The following is a 20,510-nucleotide window of genomic DNA, read 5'->3' as shown; positions in this document are numbered from 1 at the left end:
GTTCATTAATCTTTTGGTGGCGCAGGTGCCAGTACTTCACGGTTACCGTTATGACCCGGAGCACTTACGATGCCCTGAGCTTCAAGCTGCTCTACAATACGGGCGGCACGGTTGTAACCTATCTTAAATCGGCGCTGAACTCCGGAAACCGAACCTCGACGTGATTGAACCACGTGCTCAACAACTTGATCGAAGAGCGGGTCTACATCTTCATCCGCTTCCATTTGCTCACCTGGCAATAGACTTTCTGGAGTTTGATCTCCACTGATGATCTCTTCAATGTAGTTCGGTTTACCACGCGCTTTCCAGTTGTTTACAACAGCATGAACATCATCATCTGATGCAAATGCACCGTGAACACGAGTTGTATGACTTGATCCCGGCGGTAGATACAACATATCACCCATACCAAGTAGTGATTCTGCGCCGCCTTGATCTAGGATTGTACGAGAGTCCGTTTTAGTCGATACCGTAAACGCAACACGAGTTGGAATGTTCGCTTTAATTAGACCGGTAATAACATCAACCGATGGACGCTGAGTCGCAAGAATTAAGTGAATACCTGCCGCACGCGCTTTTTGCGCCAAGCGAGCAATCAGTTCTTCAACTTTCTTACCTACCACCATCATTAGGTCAGCAAATTCGTCAACAACAACGACGATGTAAGGCAGCTTTTCTAGCAATGGCGGTTCAGTATCCATGCTGTCGCCTTCTTGCCAGAACGGGTCATGGATTGGGTGGCCCGCTTCTGCTGCCATCTTCAATTTTTCGTTGAAGCCCTTCACATTACGTACACCTAATGCCGACATCAATTTGTAACGACGTTCCATCTCGCCCACACACCAACGCAGAGCATTTGATGCGTCTTTCATATCAGTCACAACTTCAGAAAGAAGATGAGGGATACCTTCATAAATAGAAAGCTCTAGCATTTTCGGGTCAATCATGATGAAGCGTACATCTTCTGGACCTGCTTTATACAGCATGCTCAAAATCATCACGTTCACACCCACCGACTTACCAGAACCTGTTGTACCTGCTACTAACACGTGAGGCATCTTCGCAAGATCTGCCACCACAGCTTCGCCCGCAATGTCTTGACCTAGCACAACCGTTGTTGGTGACGTTGCTTGCTCAAACTGAGGGCTACTGATGACATCAGATAAATAGACCGTCTGACGACTCATGTTTGGCAGTTCCAAACCGATGTAAGGCTTGCCAGGGATTACTTCCACAACACGTACCGCCATCGCAGACAATGCACGCGCTAAGTCAGTTGAAAGACCAGAAATACGACTTACTTTCACCCCTGGCGCCAAATCAAGCTCAAAACGAGTGATCACTGGACCAGGATAAATACCAACCACATCGGCTTTGATTTTGTAGTCAGCGAGTTTGCTCTCTACCAATCGAGCGACCTGCTCTAGCGCATCACGGTCGATAAAGTTTTCACGTTTTTCTGGATGATAAAGCAACTCGAGCGTTGGGAGTGGCTCTTCCGGAACTGGCAAGTTTTCTTCTTTCTGTACCAAAAATGGGTTCTGTGTTGCAGCGACTTTGGCTTGCGCATTGGAAACCATATCTTGGAATGCGGTAACATCTTGGTCGTTGTCTTGGACCTCTTCCACCTCCACTTTTTGAGGTGCAGGTTCAAATGTTGTTGAAGGTGTTGCAACTTGCTGATGAGGCGTTGTTGGCTGTGCTTGCTGTGCAGGCTGAGATTCCACTTCGTCTTCATCATCTAACACATCAAAGTCAGAGATCGTAGGCTCAATATGTTGGCTCGATTCTGTTTGCGCCGTGATGCTATCTAATACAGCAGAATCAATTGCAGGCTCTTCATGTACAGGATGCTCAATACTTGGCTGCTGTACTTGCTCTGCTTCAAATTGTTCGTACTCCGCATAATCTGGTTCAACACTGATCGGTTCTTCTGTAGCTGTATGTGGCTCTACATAGGAAGAGTAAGTGTCTGCAAATGATGGGGCTGCCTGTTCTTCAGTTCCCCAGTCATCTGCTTGTTGCGCCGCTGCTTCAAGCTCTTCTATCGTAACATTCAGTTGCTTGGTGCGTTCCAAGAGCGGATCAACGTTATCAGTGTTAACCGTATGGATAGGTTGTGTTTGAGGCTCAGGTTCAGCATAAACTGGCGCAGCATTAACCGTAGCCTTGCGTTGTGGTGGCGTCGGTTCTACCATCGCCTGTTCCGCAGGCTTATCAGGTTTCGCTTGCGGCATATAAATAGGATACTCATGCGCTGGCGCCGATTCTTTCGGTTCATCGACGTCGTATGCCGTTAAATGAGGAAGCGGCTCATCATCAATTTCATAATCTACATTATGTTTAGGCGTAGAGACTTTGTCTTCTACAAACTCATCAAGCTGAGGTTCTAAAACTTCCTGCTCTGAACCTCTTGCCTTATTTGCAAGCGCGGCAATTAGTGCTAACGCACGATCACCAAGCCATTCCACGATGTTAAGCCATGAGATGCCAGTGAAGAGCGTAAAGCCCGCTCCCCACAAGAACAGCAATACCAATGTGGTACCGAGTACATTCAATGTAGGTAAAGCGAGGCTAGACAACACATCCCCGACCACACCTCCGGATGAAAAATACCAAATGTCATCAAAATTAATATCGGCAAGACCGCAACTGGTCATAATAAGGACGACCAGACCGAGCAGCCTTGTACCCCATAGCATGAAATCAATGGGCTCATCTTCTCCTCGTTTACGGCAAATCACCCATGCAGCCGCCGCTAGCAAGAAAGGGATTGGGTAAGCGAGAGAGCCAAATGTGAAGAATAGAGTATCGGCTAGCCAAGCGCCGAAAAGGCCACCAGCATTATCGATATCCCCTCCCCATGCGGTTTGGGACCAAGAAGGATCGGCCGGACTGAAGGTAAATAGTGCAACCGCAAGCAATACCGAGCTAAGAACGCCAACGATAAAGCAGCACTCTTTTAAGCGTTGGAAGCCATTTAAGCGTGAAGACTGGGGCTCTTCACTGGTTTTGATAATGGTTTCGACTTTCTTTGCGTTCTCTTTGAACATAAATCAACTTGAATATGGAAATGAAATAGGAAATTGCAAAACATTCCGAGCGGCATCAAGCCGCTCGGTAAATTGATTTAACCATATCAAGGAGAAAAACCCAATTACTCTCTGGCGAAAGCGGAAGCATATACCGCTTTCTTTGCAAGAAATTAACGAGTTTTGATCACAAGCTGGTTAGATTGTTTCACTTCTTCCATAACAACGTATGTGCGAGTGTCATTTACGCCAGGTAGACGTAGTAACGTATCGCCCAATAGTCGGCGGTAAGCACCCATATCTGATACACGGGTTTTAAGAAGATAGTCAAAGTCACCTGAAACAAGATGACACTCTTGTATGTCGTCTAGCTTTTGAACAGCTGAGTTAAACTGCTCAAACACATCCGGCGCACCACGGTTTAGCGTAATCTCAACGAATACTAATAGTGATGCATCCAGGAACTGCGGATTCAATAATGCAGTATACCCTGTGATATACCCCTGACGCTCTAAGCGACGTACACGCTCCAAACATGGCGTTGGAGAAAGTCCCACACGTTTTGAAAGCTCAACGTTTGAAATACGACCGTCTTTCTGCAGCTCATTAAGAATGTTGCGGTCGATACGGTCTAGTTCCTTGGACGGCTTTTTATAGTTGTCTGCCATTTTTTATTCCACCTTATTACTTCCTTGCAAAAAAATATACTACAACTTTTTAATATTTGGTGCCAAATTTTACAAATCTATAACTATACTAGTTATTAATTCGACAATAACACCCTACTAACAGTTAATACAACCATTATAGAAAGAGGATACAGGATGATCATTGGCGTACCTAAGGAAATCAAGAATCACGAATATCGTGTTGGTATGATCCCAGCTAGCGTGAGAGAACTCATCTCACATGGTCACCAAGTTTTAGTTGAGACCAATGCAGGTGCCGGCATTGGTTTTTCAGACGATGATTACATCGCTGTCGGCGCATCCATTCTCCCTCATGCTGCTGACGTATTTGCGCAAGCAGACATGATTGTAAAAGTAAAAGAACCCCAAGCAGTAGAGAGAGCAATGCTCCGCGAAGGGCAAATTTTATTTACTTATTTACACCTAGCACCAGATTTTCCACAAACTGATGAGCTAATCAAGAGCAAAGCTGTCTGTATAGCCTATGAGACTGTAACAGATAATATGGGTCGTTTGCCACTGTTAGCACCAATGTCAGAAGTGGCAGGTCGGATGTCTATCCAAGCTGGTGCGCAAACGTTGGAAAAATCGCACGGCGGTCGTGGTCTGCTCCTAGGCGGCGTACCTGGTGTTGAACCTGCAAAAGTCGTTATCGTTGGTGGTGGCGTTGTTGGTGCAAACGCTGCTCGTATGGCGGTTGGCCTTCGCGCTGACGTCACCATTCTAGACCGTAACGTAGACACACTTCGTAAGCTTGACGAAGAATTCCAAGGTCGCGCAAAAGTGGTTTATTCTACTGAAGACGCTATCGAGAAGCATGTTCTAGAAGCGGACCTTGTTATCGGTGCCGTTCTAATTCCTGGCGCAGCAGCACCTAAACTGGTCACTAAAGAGCACATTGCTAAGATGAAGCCTGGTGCGGCAGTGGTTGACGTGGCAATTGACCAAGGCGGTTGTTTCGAAACTTCGCACGCGACAACTCACGCAGATCCAACTTACATCGTTGATGAAGTGGTTCACTACTGTGTAGCAAATATGCCTGGCGCAGTTGCTCGCACTTCAACATTTGCACTCAACAACGCTACACTTCCATACATCGTGAAGTTAGCAAATAAAGGCTACCGCGAAGCACTTCTAGAAGATAAAGGCTTCCTTGAAGGTCTAAACGTTATTCACGGAAAAGTAACGTGTAAAGAAGTAGCAGAAAGCTTTGACTTGGAATACGTTGAACCAACTCAAGCTATCGCTATGTTTAATTAATGACAAAATAAAACATAACTTGTCACGTTTTGTTTACAAAAGCCCACTCATAAGTGGGCTTTTTCATATAGAGCGTTTGGCTATAAAGAATAACTAAATCTTATATGCACAAATTAAAATATTTCTAGGTGTGACCGATTTAGGGCAAAACTCTGACAATCTAACACGGTAACCACGTTCTTCAAGATAAAGCACTTTATCTAATGCGAGCCAGATCTCCAACGGACGTTGAAAAACAAGTTGCACTAAGCTCATTCTCTCCATTTGCCAGAAGCGTTGTTCGCTTAACTTTTCAAAATGAGAGAAATCGATTTCTTGAGGAAGAACAATGCCTTTTTGCTCCGCTGCCCAGCGACAGAACGATTCAAAACCATCACTTAATTGCGACTTACGGATACTCGGCACAGGCTGATACTCTGCCATTCCCAAAGCTTGTCGCGTGATCAAATCAAACCCAAGACGAAACATCATTTCCTGCTGACGATGACGACGCACGCGCTCTCCTCCCGTCACCGTTTGTTGTAATGGGATACGCAGTTCTTGCTTAGACAATGAGAGAGAAGAAGCCCTGCCCGATTCCGACATCGGCTGGTATTGTTCCGACTGAATCAAGTGGTAACAACAAGGTGATATGGTCATCGCAGCAATCCCATTTTCACTGCCGTACTGCATTAGACGAACGTGAAGGTCACCGCATGCATGCAGTGCTACTGCGTGTTGCGTTGGCTTAAACACGGCTTTCGCTTTGCTATCAAACGCGTCGCCTTGAATAAACGTCATCTTCCAATGATGTTCATTGGCTGCTTGTTGTCCCGAATCGCACAGTGCTTGTTGGTATTCAAAGCTGGTTACAGGCTGATCGGTTTGCGTGGTCAGGATTCGCCCCAAGTAACCTTTACCTGAGCACCATTCTAGCCATTCTTCGCCACAGTGTTGTTGAATTGCAGCTTCACCCATCGAGCTAATTTGCTCCAACTTACGTCCCGGAATACCGTTATCTAAACCACGAGCGAGTTCCAAGCCGTTTAACGACAAAAGCTCTAAATGAGTCAGTTTTGCGAGTTGTTCAAGCTCAGGCAAAAACGGACTAAGTGCTTTTAACGCGAGTTCTGGTGCTGCTTTGTATTCTTCGATTTGAGAGGGAGTAAGAGACGCTAGCCATTGGCACAGTCGAGGATGTTGCTCCTGCCAAGGTAATGATGTGTGAATGCTGCTTTTAAAAGGCTCGAATCGCCACAAAGATTGGTTTTCGATTAAGCAGTCATTAATAAATTGAAATTGCGTTTTCATAGCTCCCCCTACAACGAGCGCATTGTAGAGGGAATCGAAACATCAATGAAGTGTTATCTCACCGGAAGCTCGATGTCTTTAAACATCTCTTCGATTTCTGCATTAGACTTCAACGAAATCGCCTGCTCAACCACTGGACGCGTTAAGTGCGGTGCAAAACGCTCCATAAAATCGAACATGTAAGAGCGTAAGAATGTACCACGGCGGAAGCCGATGCTCGTGGTGCTCGCACCAAACAAATGGCTCGCATCTATTGCAACCAAGTCACCGTCCTGCTCTTCATCCACAGCCATGCTTGCAATCACACCCACACCAATACCCATACGAACGTAAGTTTTAATGACGTCTGCATCAGTTGCAGTGAACACCACTCGCGGGGTTAAACCTTCGCGGTTGAATGCTGTATCCAGCTCTGAACGGCCAGTAAAACCGAACACGTAAGTGACTAATGGGTAAGCGGCAAGATCACTGATCGTTACTTTGTCTTTCTTCGCTAGTGGGTGGTCTTTAGGCACAACTATTGAACGATTCCAGTGATAACAAGGCAGCATGATGGCATCTTGATATAAGTGAAGCGCTTCTGTCGCAATCGCAAAATTCGCTGTGCCTTTAGCTATCGCCTCAGACATTTGTGACGGTGTACCTTGGTGCATGTGTAACGACACTTTTGGATAACGAGAAGTAAAACCTTTGATGACATCTGGCAGTGCATAACGAGCCTGCGTATGTGTCGTGGTGATATTCAGCGTCCCCATTTCTGGATGGGTGTGCTCTCCAGCCACCGCTTTGATACTTTCTACACGAGCGAGAATTTCTTGAGAGATACGTACAATTTCTTCTCCAGCTGGCGTCACTTGCGTTAAGTGCTTACCGCTACGTTCAAAAATCTGAATGCCTAACTCGTCTTCCAGCAACCGAACCTGTTTACTGATACCTGGCTGAGAGGTATATAAGCTTTCCGCCGTTGCAGATACATTCAGATTATGGTTTACAACCTCAACAATATACTTCAGCTGCTGCAGTTTCATCGTAATCCCTTACTTATTCATGAGAGAGTTTATTGGCCACTCAAGCGAGCGATATAATAATTAGTTATAACGCGTTCAAATCGAAATGAACAGCAATTTCTAACTTATACCTCAATCACATACTAATAATCTTCAAGCAAGAAACAATATGCACAAAGTTGAGCCAATAAATGACCGAAGTTCTATGATGTGACTTCTATCAGTAACTAAAACGTGGGAGAGACAAAATAATCAAACAAATAAGGTGCCGAGTAAGATAAGATTCATGTATTCTTTAACGCTAGCCGCAGAAAAGTAAAGCAGACGCAAAGATATGAATATTGGTTTAATAATCGCTTTGGTAGCCATCCTACTGGTGTTAATCCTAGGCTATAACATTATGTTGCAATATAAGGTTAAAGTTGAAACCGCAAAAAGGCAGGAATCAGCACGATATGTAGCCTTGATAGATGGTACTGAAGAGTTGATTGGTCATGCGCACCATATCCCTTTTAGTAAAGAGCTGTTGCTGTGTCTAAACAATCGTATTCTTGACGCGCTAGAGAGCATGCATGAGCTGGATCCGAAGAACAAGCAACTTGCTCAACGTATCGAAAATATGAAGCAGCAGATTACGCAGCTAAAAGAGAATGGCCCTACAGGCGAGAGTACCACTTTCAAGATGCCGAGTAGTGATAAACAAGCTATCGTCATGCTTAAGCTGGTTAAACGACTTCGCGACACTATCCGTAACGAGCACAACAAAGGCCGATTGGATACCCAGACCTACGTCACCGAAAATGCGCGCTTGGAAACGATGCAAATTCGCATCAACATTGAAAATGTCATCAAAAGAGCAAACGACTCTATCTCTCGTGGCCAACCAGGCACCGCGCTTCAACTGCTGCGTAAAGGTATCGATGCTTTGAGCACTAAGAGCGATCCTTATTCTATTCAAGCGAAACAAAAGCTTGAAGAGATGTTAGGTGACTTAGATAAAAAGCGCCAAGATAAAAGCGATGCCGAAATGCAGCAGATTGCTGACAAAGAGCGTGACAATGACATGGAAGCACTCTTCGGCGAGAAGAAAAAGTGGTAACATTCACTTCAGGTCAAGAAAGGCTGCAATTGCAGCCTTTTTTCTATCCGCAAGACAACGGATATGCCCAATAAAAATGTGAAGTACTAAAACTAAAATGATGAATCTAGACGCCTATCAAGATCTTCTTGCTCCCATTAACCAATTTCTGCAATGCAGTACACCTGATGAATGGGTAGAGGAAGCAAAGAAACCAGAGAACCTTCAAACCATTTTGTTAGACCACCTACTGTGCGAACTAAAAGCTGGCCAATCTGCCATGTTTTTAATTCGTAAGTATGCCGTTGACCAATCCAGTTCACATGCTCTACTTGACTGGTTTAAGCCCTACGAAGATTTTGCTTACCGTAACGTAGGCTCATTGGAAACTTTAAAAGGCAAGAGCAATATTTCTAAGTCAATCATGGCTAAGTCCGACTCACCATACAGCCAAGATTTGATCGATAAGATGGTGCTTTTGATAAAAGAGGAGTTACACCACTTTTATCAAGTTTTAGAGATCATGGAAAGTCGTGGAATTGAGTATAAAAATATTCCAGCAAGTCGCTATGCTAAAGGACTGATTTCGCATATGAAGACTTATGAGCCGGAAACGCTGATCGATAAACTCATCATTGGTGCGTACATCGAAGCCCGATCTTGTGAGCGTTTTGCCAAACTAGCACCACATATGGATGACGATATCGCAAAGTTCTACATTTCTTTATTACGTTCAGAAGCACGCCATTACCAGGATTATCTTGTATTAGCGGAGCAAATCGCAGGCAAAGATATCAGCGAGCGCATCGCCTACTTTGGACGTATAGAGGCAGATTTAATTTCTACGCCAGATACAGATTTTAAGTTTCACAGTGGTATTCCAGCCTAGCGAGCATATTCTCCCAAGGTTGAGCATACTCTGAACTTATATAGACAGAGAATAAATAAGCCGGAAATTTCGTCCGGCTTATTTATTGTAGCAATGAGGTTAGGAATAAAGCTGAAACACAACAACTAGAGCTGGAATGAACCCATTCGAGTTTTCAAGTTGTGCGCTAGGCTACTAATCTGCTGACAAGCCACAGCCGTTTGTGAAGCTCCCTCAGCCATCTCTGTTGAAGCACTATTAATATGCTCCACACTGCGATTCAGCTCTTCGGATACAGAATTCTGCTCACTGCACGCCGTTGCGATTTGTGTGCTCATTTGCGCTATGTTATCGACAGAATGTTCAATTTCTTTTATCTGGCTATCAGCGTCATTAACTTGCTCAACACACTGAGAAATACCCTCCTGACAATCACGGCTTGAATGCCCTATTTTACTGCTGCTCTCTTGTAGCTGATTAACAATTTCCACAATTTGTGAAGTGGAGTCTTGAGTGCGTTGCGCCAGAGAACGAACCTCATCTGCCACAACAGCAAACCCACGACCTTGTTCACCAGCCCGAGCGGCTTCAATTGCGGCGTTCAGTGCTAACAAGTTTGTTTGCTCGGCAATCCCGCGGATCACATCGACGACCACATTGATATTGTTTGAGCTCGATTCAAGCTCACGTGCCAGTTCATCTGATTCTTGGATCGTATGTGATACACGCTCAATTACTGCGATAGTTTGTTGTAACGTCGCCGTTCCTTGCTTTGCCACTTCCGCAGCCGAATAAGCAGAGGTTGCGCCAACTTCGGTATTTTGTGCCACTTCACTTACAGCAGCTTGCATCTCTGTCATCGCAGAAGCCACCGAGCTAAGTTCAATTTGTTGATTTTGCATACCAGAGGCGGTCTGAGAAGAAATAGCACTCACTTCCTCTACTGCTGCCGTTAGCTGAATCGTTGAGTCATTAATCTCAGAAACCAACGAATGTAAGTTTGTTTGCATACCGACAAGCTCTTTGAGCAGCGTTCCTAACTCGTCTTTGCTCAATTCGCTTTCGTCGATTTGATTATTCAATTGACCCTTGGCGATTTTGGAAGCGAATTCCAGTGCTCGATCAACAGGCCCGCAGATGACTCGAGAAAGCAACATGGCAGACATTACCATGACCAATGCGACGACAAGCGCACCAACAGCAGCGCTGTATTGTGTAAATGCCGCTTCACTTTGTACTTCTTCGCCAATCAAATTTACCAACTCATCGTTCAACGCGAGGGTATCATCCAAGCTGCTCAACGCTTTTGAGTAGGTATCGAAACTTGATAAAATTACATCATTTGCACTTTCAGCATCGCCTTGGCTTAGCAATACGTTGTAAGTCTTCGTTTCTTTGATGTATTGATTCCAAGTTTCTTTAAAAACGCTAAAGGACTGCGTTTCACGCTTATTAAGGTCGAGCTTTTCGTATTCTGCAATACCAGCCTGCACATCAGAACGCCATTGGTCGAGGCCTTTTAACCACTCACCAATTTTGGGGTGATTTGCGTTTGGCAATAAAGAGAACTCATCTTTACGCACTTTAGTAATATCAACTTGGATACCTTTCAAAATCGCAACAGAAGGTAAACTTTTATCTGTTAGCACTGAGATGTCTTTATTCAGTGTTAACAAACCTTGCACCAACATTACTGACACTAAACCAAACACGGCAAAAACGGTTAAATAACTAACCGATATTTTCTTTACGACACTTAAGTCTTTAATACGCATGCACTTTCTCCCCGCAGCCTTTCCAAACCTCTCACTTAAGTGAAAGCTTAACCTCTAAAACGCACTGTTTTTTGCGCTCGATATCATTGAACGCTCTTATATACATCGGCTTGAGAGATCAAATCTTGACCAGTAATTGATAGTTTTATCACATGCTATTTTAAAGATAGGGTCGTATGCTCCGTATTGTGTCTACATCTTTTCATGAGCGCTTCTCGGCGCAGATCCAAGATCTCATCGATGAGCTTTTCTTTCGCGTTTATCCCAAAATGCTGGGCATAATTTTTTACTTTTGCTATCTCATTAGGCTGCAAGCGGTACACCTCTTTCTTTAAACGCGCTTCTGCTTCACTTCTAATCAGACCTTGCTCTTGTAACAATTTAATGATGGTTTCATCGGTTGGATTTACTGCTCTAGCCATGGTGCTCCATCTATCAATTTGAGTTCTAGCCATATGGCTAGATGAATGACGCCGCACAACTTATAGAGCAAAGATGACAGCTTGATTGCAGTGAATGCAATTCGTTGACTGTTGGTATTATTTTCCACCGCTTCAACGGCAACACACTCAATACCTCCACCCTCACCATTGAATAAAGATCACATTCTGATAACAATTTTCAGCACTGACTTAGATGTCATCCATATTTAACGTGCAAGTAACATTTATAAACAAGAATGATTGCTCTAGTTCAAATGATGGAAAAATAAGATGAAATTTTCGCAGTGGAGCCTTTTAGTAAGTAGCTTGATAGCGTTACCCAGCATTGCAGATACCGACGTTTACCTAACGAATAACTCTGATCAACCGTTAACTATTCAAGTAAAACATGAAGGCAGTGATTTGCTTCAATACGGAGAAGAGTGGCAACAACATATGCAGGTACTTGGTCCGTGGGAAACTAAATCTGTATTAAGCTTCAACCGCTGGGAGGGCGTGAAATCAAATCAAACTTACCGTTTTGAAACTGTGGTTTCTAGCCCCGAAGGTGAAAGCATAACACTCAATCAAATAATGGAAGGCCATTGGTACAATTCGACCATTGAATACGGCTTGTCCGCAGCCGATGTCGAGTTATCTCTCAAAGATGATCGTAACATTCATCGTGCCAACACTAACGCTTTTGGTGCGAGAGAAACCGAACTGGCATTTAAGTCAGACAGTACCGCTCGATATGATGATCTTTACTACACCATCACGCCAAGCAAGGTAGCGGAATCTGTCGACAACGAAGAACAAAACCTTAAGTTGATGACTTATAACATCTGGGCGTTGACGGCTATTGCATCGCACATTGGAGATCGTTACGAACTGATTCCTCAACATGTAAAAGGTTACGATGTTTTGGCACTGCAAGAGGTGTTTGCCAGCGGCCGTGAAGCATTCTTACGTGAGTTAGCCAAGGAATATCCTTACCAAACAAAGATGTTAGATAAAGAAGGCGTTAATATTCATGATGGTGGCGTAATCATAGTTAGTCGCTACCCTATCGTGAATGAAGCGCAATATGTCTTTCCCGATTGCTCTGGTACAGACTGCTTTGCCGATAAAGGCGTAAATTATGCGGAAATAATTAAAGGTGGTCAGGCTTATCATGTGTTTGCTACCCATACCGCATCTTTCGATACAGACACCGCCCGTGAGTATCGTCAGCGCCAGTTCAAACAAATCCGCACACTCGCCCAATCTCTTAACATTCCTTCAAGCGAAACTGTGGTATACAGCGGCGACTTTAACGTAAACAAAAGAAAGTTTCCTGGTGACTACCAACAAATGATCGCTAACTTAAGTGCCATAGAGCCTCACTACTCTGGTTACACGGAGTCAACCTTTGATCCCCGTATCAATAACTTCGCAGGTGAAGCGTTATCAGGTGGCGAAAACGTGGAATACCTTGACTATGTTATGGTGAGTAGTGAATACGGGGTGAAATCATTCAATGACAACCGTGTAGACGTACCGCGCACAACCGCAGAGAGTTTATGGAAACACTACAACCTTTCTGACCATTTCCCAGTAAGCTCAACAATCAAGCCATGAAGAAAATCGCTTTGATAATCATGTCCGCCATTATGGCGGGCATGATATTTTTAACTTTCAGTCACGATGTTCAAAAAGAAGAGCTCGCTTCCTCTCCTTCCCCTAAGACAAAAAATCAGAATGTCTCCAGTACATCACCACAAACAAGCAGCATCGTGCCCGATACAGATACTTCACCACAAACCGCTAAGCTCCCTTCCACAGTTCAAATAACGACTGAGCGATTAACTCAACTCAAAGGCAGGAAACTTGTCGCCGAACTTGAGACGTTTTGGCAAGAGTGTATGTTGAACCGTAGTTGTGAAGAGCAGGTCGCCTTGTTTGAGGCGCATTTATCTTCAGCTCGATTCCAGCTTTTGGCGAACTACCCTCAGCTCAGCAGCCAATGGCAAGAGAGTGTAGGAAATTTGTTATTTGATGAGCAACAATCACTGGCGTCGCGTGTTGCACAGCTGAAGAACGAAGCAAGAAGCATCTGGGGGGAATTGGCTGATGTTGTTTTTGCGGATGAGTTCGCGCTGTACGATTTCAACTTAGAAGCCCAAAAGCTGGACACTCAAAGCCCAGATAACTTTTTGCGAGCTTTCGAGCAACTCACCATTGACTGGCAAGAACATGCAGGTGCTATCGGGCTAACAAGCGACCAGGAAAAATATGAGCGTGCGGTCACCCTGATTCCTAATAGTATGAGCCTACCAGATCGCTTGGCGATCATCGCAGAGCTAGAACGAACTTACTTAACGAAAGAAGAAACTAAAAACATTCACGCTCGTGAGCAACAAATTGCTGAGCAAAAAAAACAAGTCAAAGATTACCAACAAGCATTACAACAACTTGAGTCCAAGCTAAGAACGCAAAGAGCCTCTAGCCATTCACATTTGTCAGAACCGGAATGGCAAAGCTATTACCAACAAGAAGTCGCGGATTTTCGTCGTGAATTTTTTTCTTCTTAACAATGCGCTTTGACTGACTGGGAACTTAAAAAGGCACGTTGCTAACCAGTCGTCGTGCCTTATGTTCAACTCTCTACTTTTAATTCAGAACAAATTTAAACCAAATACATCTTTCACATCAAATAGCACTTTTTCGGTTTTCTCGCGAGAACGCTCACTACCTTGTTTTAAAATATCAATCAGCTGCGCTTTATCATTCAAATACATAGCGCGCTTTTCTCGAATAGGGCGAAGCATCTCTTGTAAGCATTCTTCTAACACTTTCTTGGTCAAACCATCACCTAACCCACCTCGTCGATAATGGTCTTTTAGCTGTTCGACATAATTTTTATCAGGATGAAAAGCATCGAGGTAGATGAATACAATATTCCCTTCGACTTGGCCAGGGTCCTCAATTTTCAGATGATTGGGATCGGTATACATAGATTTCACCGCCGCAGAAATCTCCTTTTCAGACGTCCCTAGGTTGATTGCATTCCCCATGCTTTTAGACATCTTATTTTTGCCATCAGTACTCGGCAAACGAGGTGCATCACTAAGTAATGGACGGCATTCCCTAAGAACCTCTTTCCCACCCAGATGGTTTATTTTTCTCACGATTTCATTAGTTTGCTCTAACATCGGCAGCTGGTCATCACCCACTGGTACTAGCGTCGCATGAAACCCCGTAATATCAGCAGCTTGAGAAATTGGATACGTTAAAAAGCCTGCGGGAATAGAGCGTTCAAAGCCTTTACTTTGAATCTCATTTTTAACCGTGGGGTTTCGCTCTAATCGTGCGATAGAAACAAGATTACTGTAATACATTGTCAACTCGGCTAACGCTGGAATTTGAGATTGCAACGTGATCGTAGTTTGAGCGGGGTTGATACCAACAGCCAAATAATCTGCAACGACATTGAGAATATTAGAGGATACCTTTGATGGATTATGCGCGTTATCCGTCAACCCTTGCATGTCCGCGACCAAGATCGTTTGCTCGTGCTCCGTTTGCAATTTGACTCGTTGTTGCAATGAACCAATATAGTGCCCGAGGTGTAATGGACCTGTTGCTCGATCTCCGGTAAGTATAATTTCACGCTGAGATGTATTTTTATGGCTATTCATATTTGTCTCCAAGTATTTAATAGATCGCTACTGGAGATAAAAAGATCAAACACTCTTAGCTACCATCCAGCAGCTTAAGAATGTAAGTATTCCGCGCCGCTCTATTTAGAGCGCCACCAAGAGAAGGTTGTTAATGAAGGGCGAACGTGTATTTTCATGTTTTTTAAACTAACAGCACACACCGCAGAACTCAATCTGTTTTGTACTGAATTAGTGTGAGTGTTCCAACAGCCAATTAAGAGGATTACATTGGTAAAGACATCGCAATGACCAAAACCGCACCAAATACCGAACCAGAGACAAACGCACACAGTACAGTTTTGTTGTGTTTCCTTTTCATTGATGAACTCCTATCTATAACTACGATGACCAGCCCTCACATCTAATACGCATGTGGATGCATCACGACAACGAGTTAACCAACATATCGCACGTAGGACCAGTACCGCTTTGTTAAATTGGGACCTCGTCCATAACTTGGAGTGTAAATGACTCCGGAACCTACAACAGAAGAAAATTTCATCACGTTACTGTCCTACCCTCCGGGTTTGTGGCTTAATAGGCAACAGGAACACTTTTTTCTTTTGCTGCGGATACTTACATGGAAGCTGTTTTACATCAGTTGCAATTCTCTTTGTCGATAACCGGACCTATCTGTTTGATGTTGGTACTTGGCGTTCTTTTTAAGCGCTTTGGTCTAATCAACGATAATTTTATCGAAGTAGGCTCTAAACTGGTGTTTCAAGTTACCTTGCCTGCAATGTTATTTGTCAGCATTGTGGCTTCAGAACACGACTTTTCCGCGGCAAGTGGATTCGTCAATTTCGGCGTCATCGCTAGTATTTCGTTTTTCATTTTCACCTACCTTTCCGTCAAACTTCTGTTCAAAGCATCGCCTGATCAAGGCGTTCTCATCCAAGGTGGGTTCCGAGCAAATACAGGTATTATTGGCATCGCTTACGTTGCCAATGCGTATGGTTCTCAAGGTGTGGCGTTAGCGGCTCTCTATGTCGCGGTCACCACATTTATTTATAACGTCCAAGCGGTAATTTGCTTATCTCCCAAAGGAGCAACGTCTGCCTCGCAAGCAGCAAAGATGATGGGCCGAACACTGACTAGGAATCCACTCATAATCTCCATTGTTCTAGGAATGGCTTTTTATTTACTCGCTATTCCAGTACCGAATGTGGTTATTGACGCAGGAGACTACTTGTCCAAAATGACATTGCCTTTGGCGCTGTTGTGTACGGGTGGCTCACTTGACTTTAGCTTGATGAGAAAAGAGAAAGGTCCATCTTGGTTTGCGAGCAGTTACAAGCTCATCGTAGCGCCAGTCATCATCACCATGGGAGCTTACTTAGTAGGATTTCGAGGAATTGAGCTAGGTATTCTTTTCTTTATGAACGCCTCTCCAGTCGCTGCTGCCAGCTATGTCATGGCGCGTTCCATGGGAGGCAATGCCACGTTAGCTGCAAATATCATCGCACTCACTACGGTGCTTTCTACCGTGACCTGTACGTTGGGCATCCTATTTCTTAAGTTCTACAGCTTAATATAATTGGTCCGCGATAAAATAAAGACGCTAAACGGCATTGATGTCAGTTACTGGTCGTGATTCGCAAAAGTGAGCTTTCTTACCAGACGAAAAAATTCATTCGCTTCAGATTCCGACAAACAAGAAAAAAACTCTTTCTGTAAATTCGTCATGATTTGATGAACTTGCTTTAAAGCATTTGCCCCCTCTTTTGTCATGCTTAGCATTTTAAGGCGCTGATTCGATTTACTTTTAGAAACTTGAACAAACCCTCTCTTTTCCAGATTGTCCACCATCCGCTTTGCTACACTTCGCTCAGTTCGAACCGCATCAGCTAACGCTTGCTGGCTCATAGGCTGAAATTCTTCTAAAGCGGCCAGTGCACTTGCCATTTCTAGTGTCATCAAATTTTGCCGAGAGAGCTCAGCTTGGGCACGATTGCGGTACATGCGCTGCATCACACCACAAACAAACATAGGACTTTGATCCAAAACGGAAATTGGGGAAATTTTCTGATCTTTCATCGTCGTTTTTCTTCTTTAGGCTTTCATTCGGCCGAAAAGGCTGTGCTGATACTGCACACAACACGCCGTCTTTCAGGCTCGCGTCATAGACGGTAACCACCAAGTGAAAACATAAAATAAAGAGCGCCGAAGCGCCCTTTAATCGTGTTTATTATCACTAGTATAACTCAGTTAAAACAACCAAGTCCTACTCGCTTTGCTGAGTGGGTTTAGTGCTGGTCTCAGACAACTCTGCCTCCGACTCTTTTCTCGCACGTCGATCAAACAATCGCTCAACCACTACAAAGAAGATTGGGACGAAGAATATACCCAATATCGTGGCACTGATCATGCCACCAAGTACGCCGGTACCCACTGCGTTTTGACCTGCCGATCCCACACCTGAACTGATAGCAAGTGGTACCACACCCAAACCAAAAGCAAGCGATGTCATGATAATTGGGCGCAGACGAACGCGAACAGCATGTAAGGTTGCTTCGATAAGCCCAGCGCCTTTCTCATAGTAGTCCTTTGCAAACTCAACAATCAGAATGGCGTTTTTGGTTGCCAAGCCGACCGTAGTTAATAAGCTCACCTGGAAGAACACATCGTTATCCATACTGCGCGTCATTACCGCAAGCACAGCACCAAGCACACCAAGAGGAACAACTAACACCACGGCGAAAGGTACTGACCAACTTTCATACAAAGCGGCAAGAACTAAGAATACGACGAGGATAGATAGCGCATATAGCATCGGCGCTTGGTTTCCGGAAAGGCGCTCTTCATACGAAATACCATTCCAGTTCACCGTGAAACCTTCTGGTAGCTTTTCTACCATTGCTTCAATTTCTTCCATGGCTTCACCAGTACTTACACCAGGAGCTGCACCGCCTTGAATATTCATTGCTGGCAAACCATCAAAGCGCTGCAAAAGAGGAGAACCATAGGTCCACTCGCCACTCGCAAAAGCAGAGAAAGGCACCATCTCTCCCTTAGCATTGCGTACGTACCATGAATCAAAGTCTTTTGGCTGCATGCGGTATTCCGCATCACTTTGCACCATCACTTTCTTCACACGACCGCGATCAATATAATCGTTAATGTAAGCCCCGCCCCATGCAGCTGACAGGATTTGGTTTACGTCATTGATACTGACATCCAAAGCACGAAGTTTGACGTGGTCAATGTTCACTTTGTACATTGGCGCATCTGCCTGACCGTTTGGACGAACACCGACAAGTTTCGGGTTTTGTGCTGCCATGCCCAGAAGTTGCCCTTGAGCCGCAACTAATGCATCGTGCCCTTTATTCAACGAGTCTTGGAGATAGAAATCGAAACCTGTCGAGTTACCTAGCTCTTGAATCGCTGGAGGGGCGAACGCAAACACCAAAGCTTCTTTAATGGTAGAGAAGTACCCCATCGCTCGGCCCGTAATGGAAGCCGCATCAGCGCCAGGCGCTTCACGCTCAGACCAATCTTTCAGGCCGATAAATGCCATCCCCATGTTTTGGCCTTGGCCTGCGAAACTAAATCCAGCAACAGAGAAGACGGATTTTACATTGTCTTTTTCGTCTACTAGGTAAAAGTCACGCATTTTCTCAAGTGTTTTTTCCGTCTGTTCTTGTGTTGAGTTAGGCGGCAAAATAGCCATTGAGAATACTGTGCCTTGGTCTTCATCTGGCAAAAATGACGTTGGAAGGTTCATAAATAACCAGCCAGCACCTGCACTCATTGCCAAAAATACAACCAACATGCGACCTGTGCGTTTTAGAAGTTTGGCAACGCCGGTTTCATAGCCTGCTGTCATCGCATCAAACTTGCGGTTAAACCAGCCAAAGAAGCCTTTCTTCTCTAGAAGCTCAGCATCGCCTTTTTTCAGCAACGTAGCACACAATGCCGGAGTCAGAATTATCGCCACCAAAACTGAAAGCGTCATAGCCGCCACAATAGTTATCGAGAACTGACGGTAAATAACCCCGGTAGAACCAGACATAAACGCCATAGGGACGAATACCGCTGAAAGCGTCAACCCCACACCAATCAGGGCACCAGTGATCTGCCCCATCGATTTTTTGGTCGCTTCTTTGGGCTCTAAACCATCTTCATGCATCACACGCTCGACGTTTTCCACCACAACGATGGCATCATCCACCAGCAAACCGATAGCCAGAACCATCGCGAACATGGTTAACGTGTTTACGCTAAATCCAGTCGCGTACAAAATAGCGAAGGTTCCGAGCAATACGACAGGCACTGCGATCGTTGGAATGATCGTCGCACGGAAGTTCTGCAAGAACAGGTACATGATTAAGAACACAAGAAGAATGGCTTCTAATAGCGTTTTAACCACTTCTTGAATCGAGGCTTTGACGAATGGCGTTGTTTCAAATGGGTAAGCAATCTGCAACCCTTCTGGGAACGTTGCACTCAGTTGTTCTAAGCGCTCTTTTACCGCATTGGCTGTCTCAAGCGCGTTTGCGCCAGTACCTAATGAAATACCTAAACCCGATGCTGGGAAGCCATTATATTGGCCTCGAATATCGTAACTTTCTGCACCACGTTCAACACGAGCAACATCTTTCAAATAAACATTAGAACCACTGGCGTCAGACTTAAGAATGATGTCTTGGAACTCTTCCACACTGCTCAAACGACTTGCAGACGAAATCGTTGCATTCAACAACTGGCCTTCCTGCGCAGGTGCTGCACCAAGTTGACCTGAAGAAACTTGCGCGTTCTGTTCACTGATCGCGTTCGCTACATCGATTGCGGTCAAGTTGAACTGCGTAAGCTTAAATGGATCCAGCCAAACTCGCATCGCATACTGCGCACCAAACGCCTGCACTTGTCCTACGCCAGTTACACGACTTATCGGGTCTTGAATATTCGTTACAACAAAGTCGCCGATATCGTTTTCTGTAAAGTCTGGATCTTCAGAATAAACTGCGACAACCATGAGAAATGCCGTATTGGATTTATTTACGACAATACCTTGGTTTTGTACCTCCATCGGTAATGAAGTCAATGCCAATTGCAGTTTGTTCTGAACCTGTACTTGCGCGATATCAGGGTCAGCTTCGCTATCAAACGTCAGGGTAATTGTCGCATTACCAAATGCATCACTGCTCGATGATAGGTAGCGAAGGTAATCTAATCCCGTCATGTTTTGCTCGATAACTTGCGTTACCGAGTCTTCAACGGTTTTTGCTGATGCACCTGGATAGCGAGCACTGATGGTGATCGTCGTCGGTGAAATCGTTGGGTATTGCGAGACGGGTAAATTGAATAATGACATTACCCCCGCCAACATCGTTAGAATCGCGAGAACCCAAGCAAATACCGGACGATCGATAAAAAATCGTGCCATGA

Annotated in this window: 15 protein-coding genes; 6 read left to right on the top strand and 9 right to left on the bottom strand. The window is 44.6% G+C overall.

The features are described 5' to 3' along the window. Positions 1-5: 5 nt before the first annotated feature. On the bottom strand, positions 6-3,053 hold the full coding sequence (locus IJ23_RS00705; RefSeq protein ID WP_033905074.1) for a DNA translocase FtsK 4TM domain-containing protein: 3,048 nt from the start codon (positions 3,051-3,053) through the stop codon (positions 6-8). A gap of 152 nt (positions 3,054-3,205) precedes the next feature. Continuing rightward, on the bottom strand, positions 3,206-3,700 hold the full coding sequence (lrp, locus tag IJ23_RS00700; protein WP_005378234.1) for a leucine-responsive transcriptional regulator Lrp: 495 nt from the start codon (positions 3,698-3,700) through the stop codon (positions 3,206-3,208). A 156-nt stretch (positions 3,701-3,856) separates the two neighbouring features. Between lrp and ald the strand changes: the two genes are divergently transcribed. Continuing rightward, positions 3,857-4,981: an alanine dehydrogenase gene (gene ald, locus IJ23_RS00695; protein ID WP_005378241.1), complete on the top strand. Its 1,125-nt coding sequence runs from the start codon at positions 3,857-3,859 to the stop codon at positions 4,979-4,981. A 93-nt stretch (positions 4,982-5,074) separates the two neighbouring features. Here ald and IJ23_RS00690 read toward each other — a convergent pair whose 3' ends face one another. Together IJ23_RS00690 and cysB are read right to left on the bottom strand one after the other, a co-directional pair. Further along, on the bottom strand, positions 5,075-6,271 hold the full coding sequence (locus IJ23_RS00690) for a methyltransferase (RefSeq protein WP_025766893.1): 1,197 nt from the start codon (positions 6,269-6,271) through the stop codon (positions 5,075-5,077). Between the two features lie 53 nt (positions 6,272-6,324). Continuing rightward, the gene (gene cysB / locus IJ23_RS00685) at positions 6,325-7,299 is read right to left on the bottom strand and encodes an HTH-type transcriptional regulator CysB (RefSeq protein WP_005388967.1); all 975 of its coding nucleotides are present in this window, start codon (positions 7,297-7,299) and stop codon (positions 6,325-6,327) included. Between the two features lie 313 nt (positions 7,300-7,612). Here cysB and IJ23_RS00680 point away from each other — a divergent pair, with 313 nt between their 5' ends. Both IJ23_RS00680 and miaE read left to right on the top strand, forming a co-directional pair. After that, complete coding sequence (locus tag IJ23_RS00680) at positions 7,613-8,377, top strand: hypothetical protein (RefSeq protein WP_033905073.1); 765 nt, start codon at positions 7,613-7,615, stop codon at positions 8,375-8,377. Positions 8,378-8,474: 97 nt separating this feature from the next. After that, entirely contained in the window at positions 8,475-9,245 is a 771-nt protein-coding gene (gene miaE / locus IJ23_RS00675; RefSeq protein ID WP_033905072.1) for a tRNA isopentenyl-2-thiomethyl-A-37 hydroxylase MiaE, read from the top strand. 125 nt (positions 9,246-9,370) lie between these two features. Here miaE and IJ23_RS00670 read toward each other — a convergent pair whose 3' ends face one another. Continuing rightward, positions 9,371-10,999, bottom strand: a complete 1,629-nt coding sequence (locus tag IJ23_RS00670; RefSeq protein WP_033905071.1) for a methyl-accepting chemotaxis protein — start codon at positions 10,997-10,999, stop codon at positions 9,371-9,373. 155 nt (positions 11,000-11,154) lie between these two features. After that, the gene (locus IJ23_RS00665) at positions 11,155-11,421 is read right to left on the bottom strand and encodes a hypothetical protein (RefSeq protein WP_033905070.1); all 267 of its coding nucleotides are present in this window, start codon (positions 11,419-11,421) and stop codon (positions 11,155-11,157) included. A 291-nt stretch (positions 11,422-11,712) separates the two neighbouring features. Between IJ23_RS00665 and IJ23_RS00660 the strand changes: the two genes are divergently transcribed. Both IJ23_RS00660 and IJ23_RS00655 read left to right on the top strand, forming a co-directional pair. Further along, positions 11,713-13,041 carry a sphingomyelin phosphodiesterase gene (locus tag IJ23_RS00660; RefSeq protein WP_033905069.1) on the top strand — a complete coding sequence of 443 codons (1,329 nt, stop codon included), beginning with the start codon at positions 11,713-11,715 and terminating at the stop codon, positions 13,039-13,041. After that, positions 13,038-13,994 carry a hypothetical protein gene (locus IJ23_RS00655; RefSeq protein WP_033905068.1) on the top strand — a complete coding sequence of 319 codons (957 nt, stop codon included), beginning with the start codon at positions 13,038-13,040 and terminating at the stop codon, positions 13,992-13,994. Before IJ23_RS00660 ends, IJ23_RS00655 begins: the two co-directional genes overlap by 4 nt. Before the next feature lie 84 nt (positions 13,995-14,078). On the opposite strand, the gene trpS is transcribed toward IJ23_RS00655, so the two are convergent. Beyond that, entirely contained in the window at positions 14,079-15,101 is a 1,023-nt protein-coding gene (trpS, locus tag IJ23_RS00650) for a tryptophan--tRNA ligase (RefSeq protein WP_033905067.1), read from the bottom strand. A 601-nt stretch (positions 15,102-15,702) separates the two neighbouring features. Here trpS and IJ23_RS00645 point away from each other — a divergent pair. Continuing rightward, positions 15,703-16,659 (top strand): AEC family transporter, encoded by a 957-nt coding sequence (locus IJ23_RS00645; protein ID WP_025766898.1) that lies wholly within the window; start codon positions 15,703-15,705, stop codon positions 16,657-16,659. A gap of 44 nt (positions 16,660-16,703) precedes the next feature. On the opposite strand, the gene IJ23_RS00640 is transcribed toward IJ23_RS00645, so the two are convergent. After that, positions 16,704-17,159 carry a MarR family winged helix-turn-helix transcriptional regulator gene (locus tag IJ23_RS00640; protein WP_033905066.1) on the bottom strand — a complete coding sequence of 152 codons (456 nt, stop codon included), beginning with the start codon at positions 17,157-17,159 and terminating at the stop codon, positions 16,704-16,706. 187 nt (positions 17,160-17,346) lie between these two features. Then, the gene (locus tag IJ23_RS00635; protein ID WP_005378264.1) at positions 17,347-20,508 is read right to left on the bottom strand and encodes an efflux RND transporter permease subunit; all 3,162 of its coding nucleotides are present in this window, start codon (positions 20,506-20,508) and stop codon (positions 17,347-17,349) included. Positions 20,509-20,510: the final 2 nt, after the last annotated feature.

The sequence above is a fragment of the Vibrio sp. OY15 genome, from assembly GCF_000742455.1.
Lineage (GTDB): Bacteria > Pseudomonadota > Gammaproteobacteria > Enterobacterales > Vibrionaceae > Vibrio > Vibrio alginolyticus.
Note: the sequence above shows the minus strand (reverse complement) of the source record. Positions and strands in the feature narration are given on the sequence as shown.

Bases quoted from the DNA above. Each gene is read 5' to 3' on its own strand.
- IJ23_RS00640 (WP_033905066.1), bottom strand. From the start codon at position 17,159: ATGAAAGATCAGAAAATTTCCCCAATTTCCGTTTTGGATCAAAGTCCT.
- lrp (WP_005378234.1), bottom strand. From the start codon at position 3,700: ATGGCAGACAACTATAAAAAGCCGTCCAAGGAACTAGACCGTATCGAC.
- IJ23_RS00705 (WP_033905074.1), bottom strand. From the start codon at position 3,053: ATGTTCAAAGAGAACGCAAAGAAAGTCGAAACCATTATCAAAACCAGT.
- IJ23_RS00635 (WP_005378264.1), bottom strand. From the start codon at position 20,508: ATGGCACGATTTTTTATCGATCGTCCGGTATTTGCTTGGGTTCTCGCG.
- IJ23_RS00655 (WP_033905068.1), top strand. From the start codon at position 13,038: ATGAAGAAAATCGCTTTGATAATCATGTCCGCCATTATGGCGGGCATG.
- ald (WP_005378241.1), top strand. From the start codon at position 3,857: ATGATCATTGGCGTACCTAAGGAAATCAAGAATCACGAATATCGTGTT.
- trpS (WP_033905067.1), bottom strand. From the start codon at position 15,101: ATGAATAGCCATAAAAATACATCTCAGCGTGAAATTATACTTACCGGA.
- IJ23_RS00680 (WP_033905073.1), top strand. From the start codon at position 7,613: ATGAATATTGGTTTAATAATCGCTTTGGTAGCCATCCTACTGGTGTTA.
- IJ23_RS00670 (WP_033905071.1), bottom strand. From the start codon at position 10,999: ATGCGTATTAAAGACTTAAGTGTCGTAAAGAAAATATCGGTTAGTTAT.
- IJ23_RS00660 (WP_033905069.1), top strand. From the start codon at position 11,713: ATGAAATTTTCGCAGTGGAGCCTTTTAGTAAGTAGCTTGATAGCGTTA.
- cysB (WP_005388967.1), bottom strand. From the start codon at position 7,299: ATGAAACTGCAGCAGCTGAAGTATATTGTTGAGGTTGTAAACCATAAT.
- IJ23_RS00645 (WP_025766898.1), top strand. From the start codon at position 15,703: ATGGAAGCTGTTTTACATCAGTTGCAATTCTCTTTGTCGATAACCGGA.
- miaE (WP_033905072.1), top strand. From the start codon at position 8,475: ATGATGAATCTAGACGCCTATCAAGATCTTCTTGCTCCCATTAACCAA.
- IJ23_RS00665 (WP_033905070.1), bottom strand. From the start codon at position 11,421: ATGGCTAGAGCAGTAAATCCAACCGATGAAACCATCATTAAATTGTTA.
- IJ23_RS00690 (WP_025766893.1), bottom strand. From the start codon at position 6,271: ATGAAAACGCAATTTCAATTTATTAATGACTGCTTAATCGAAAACCAA.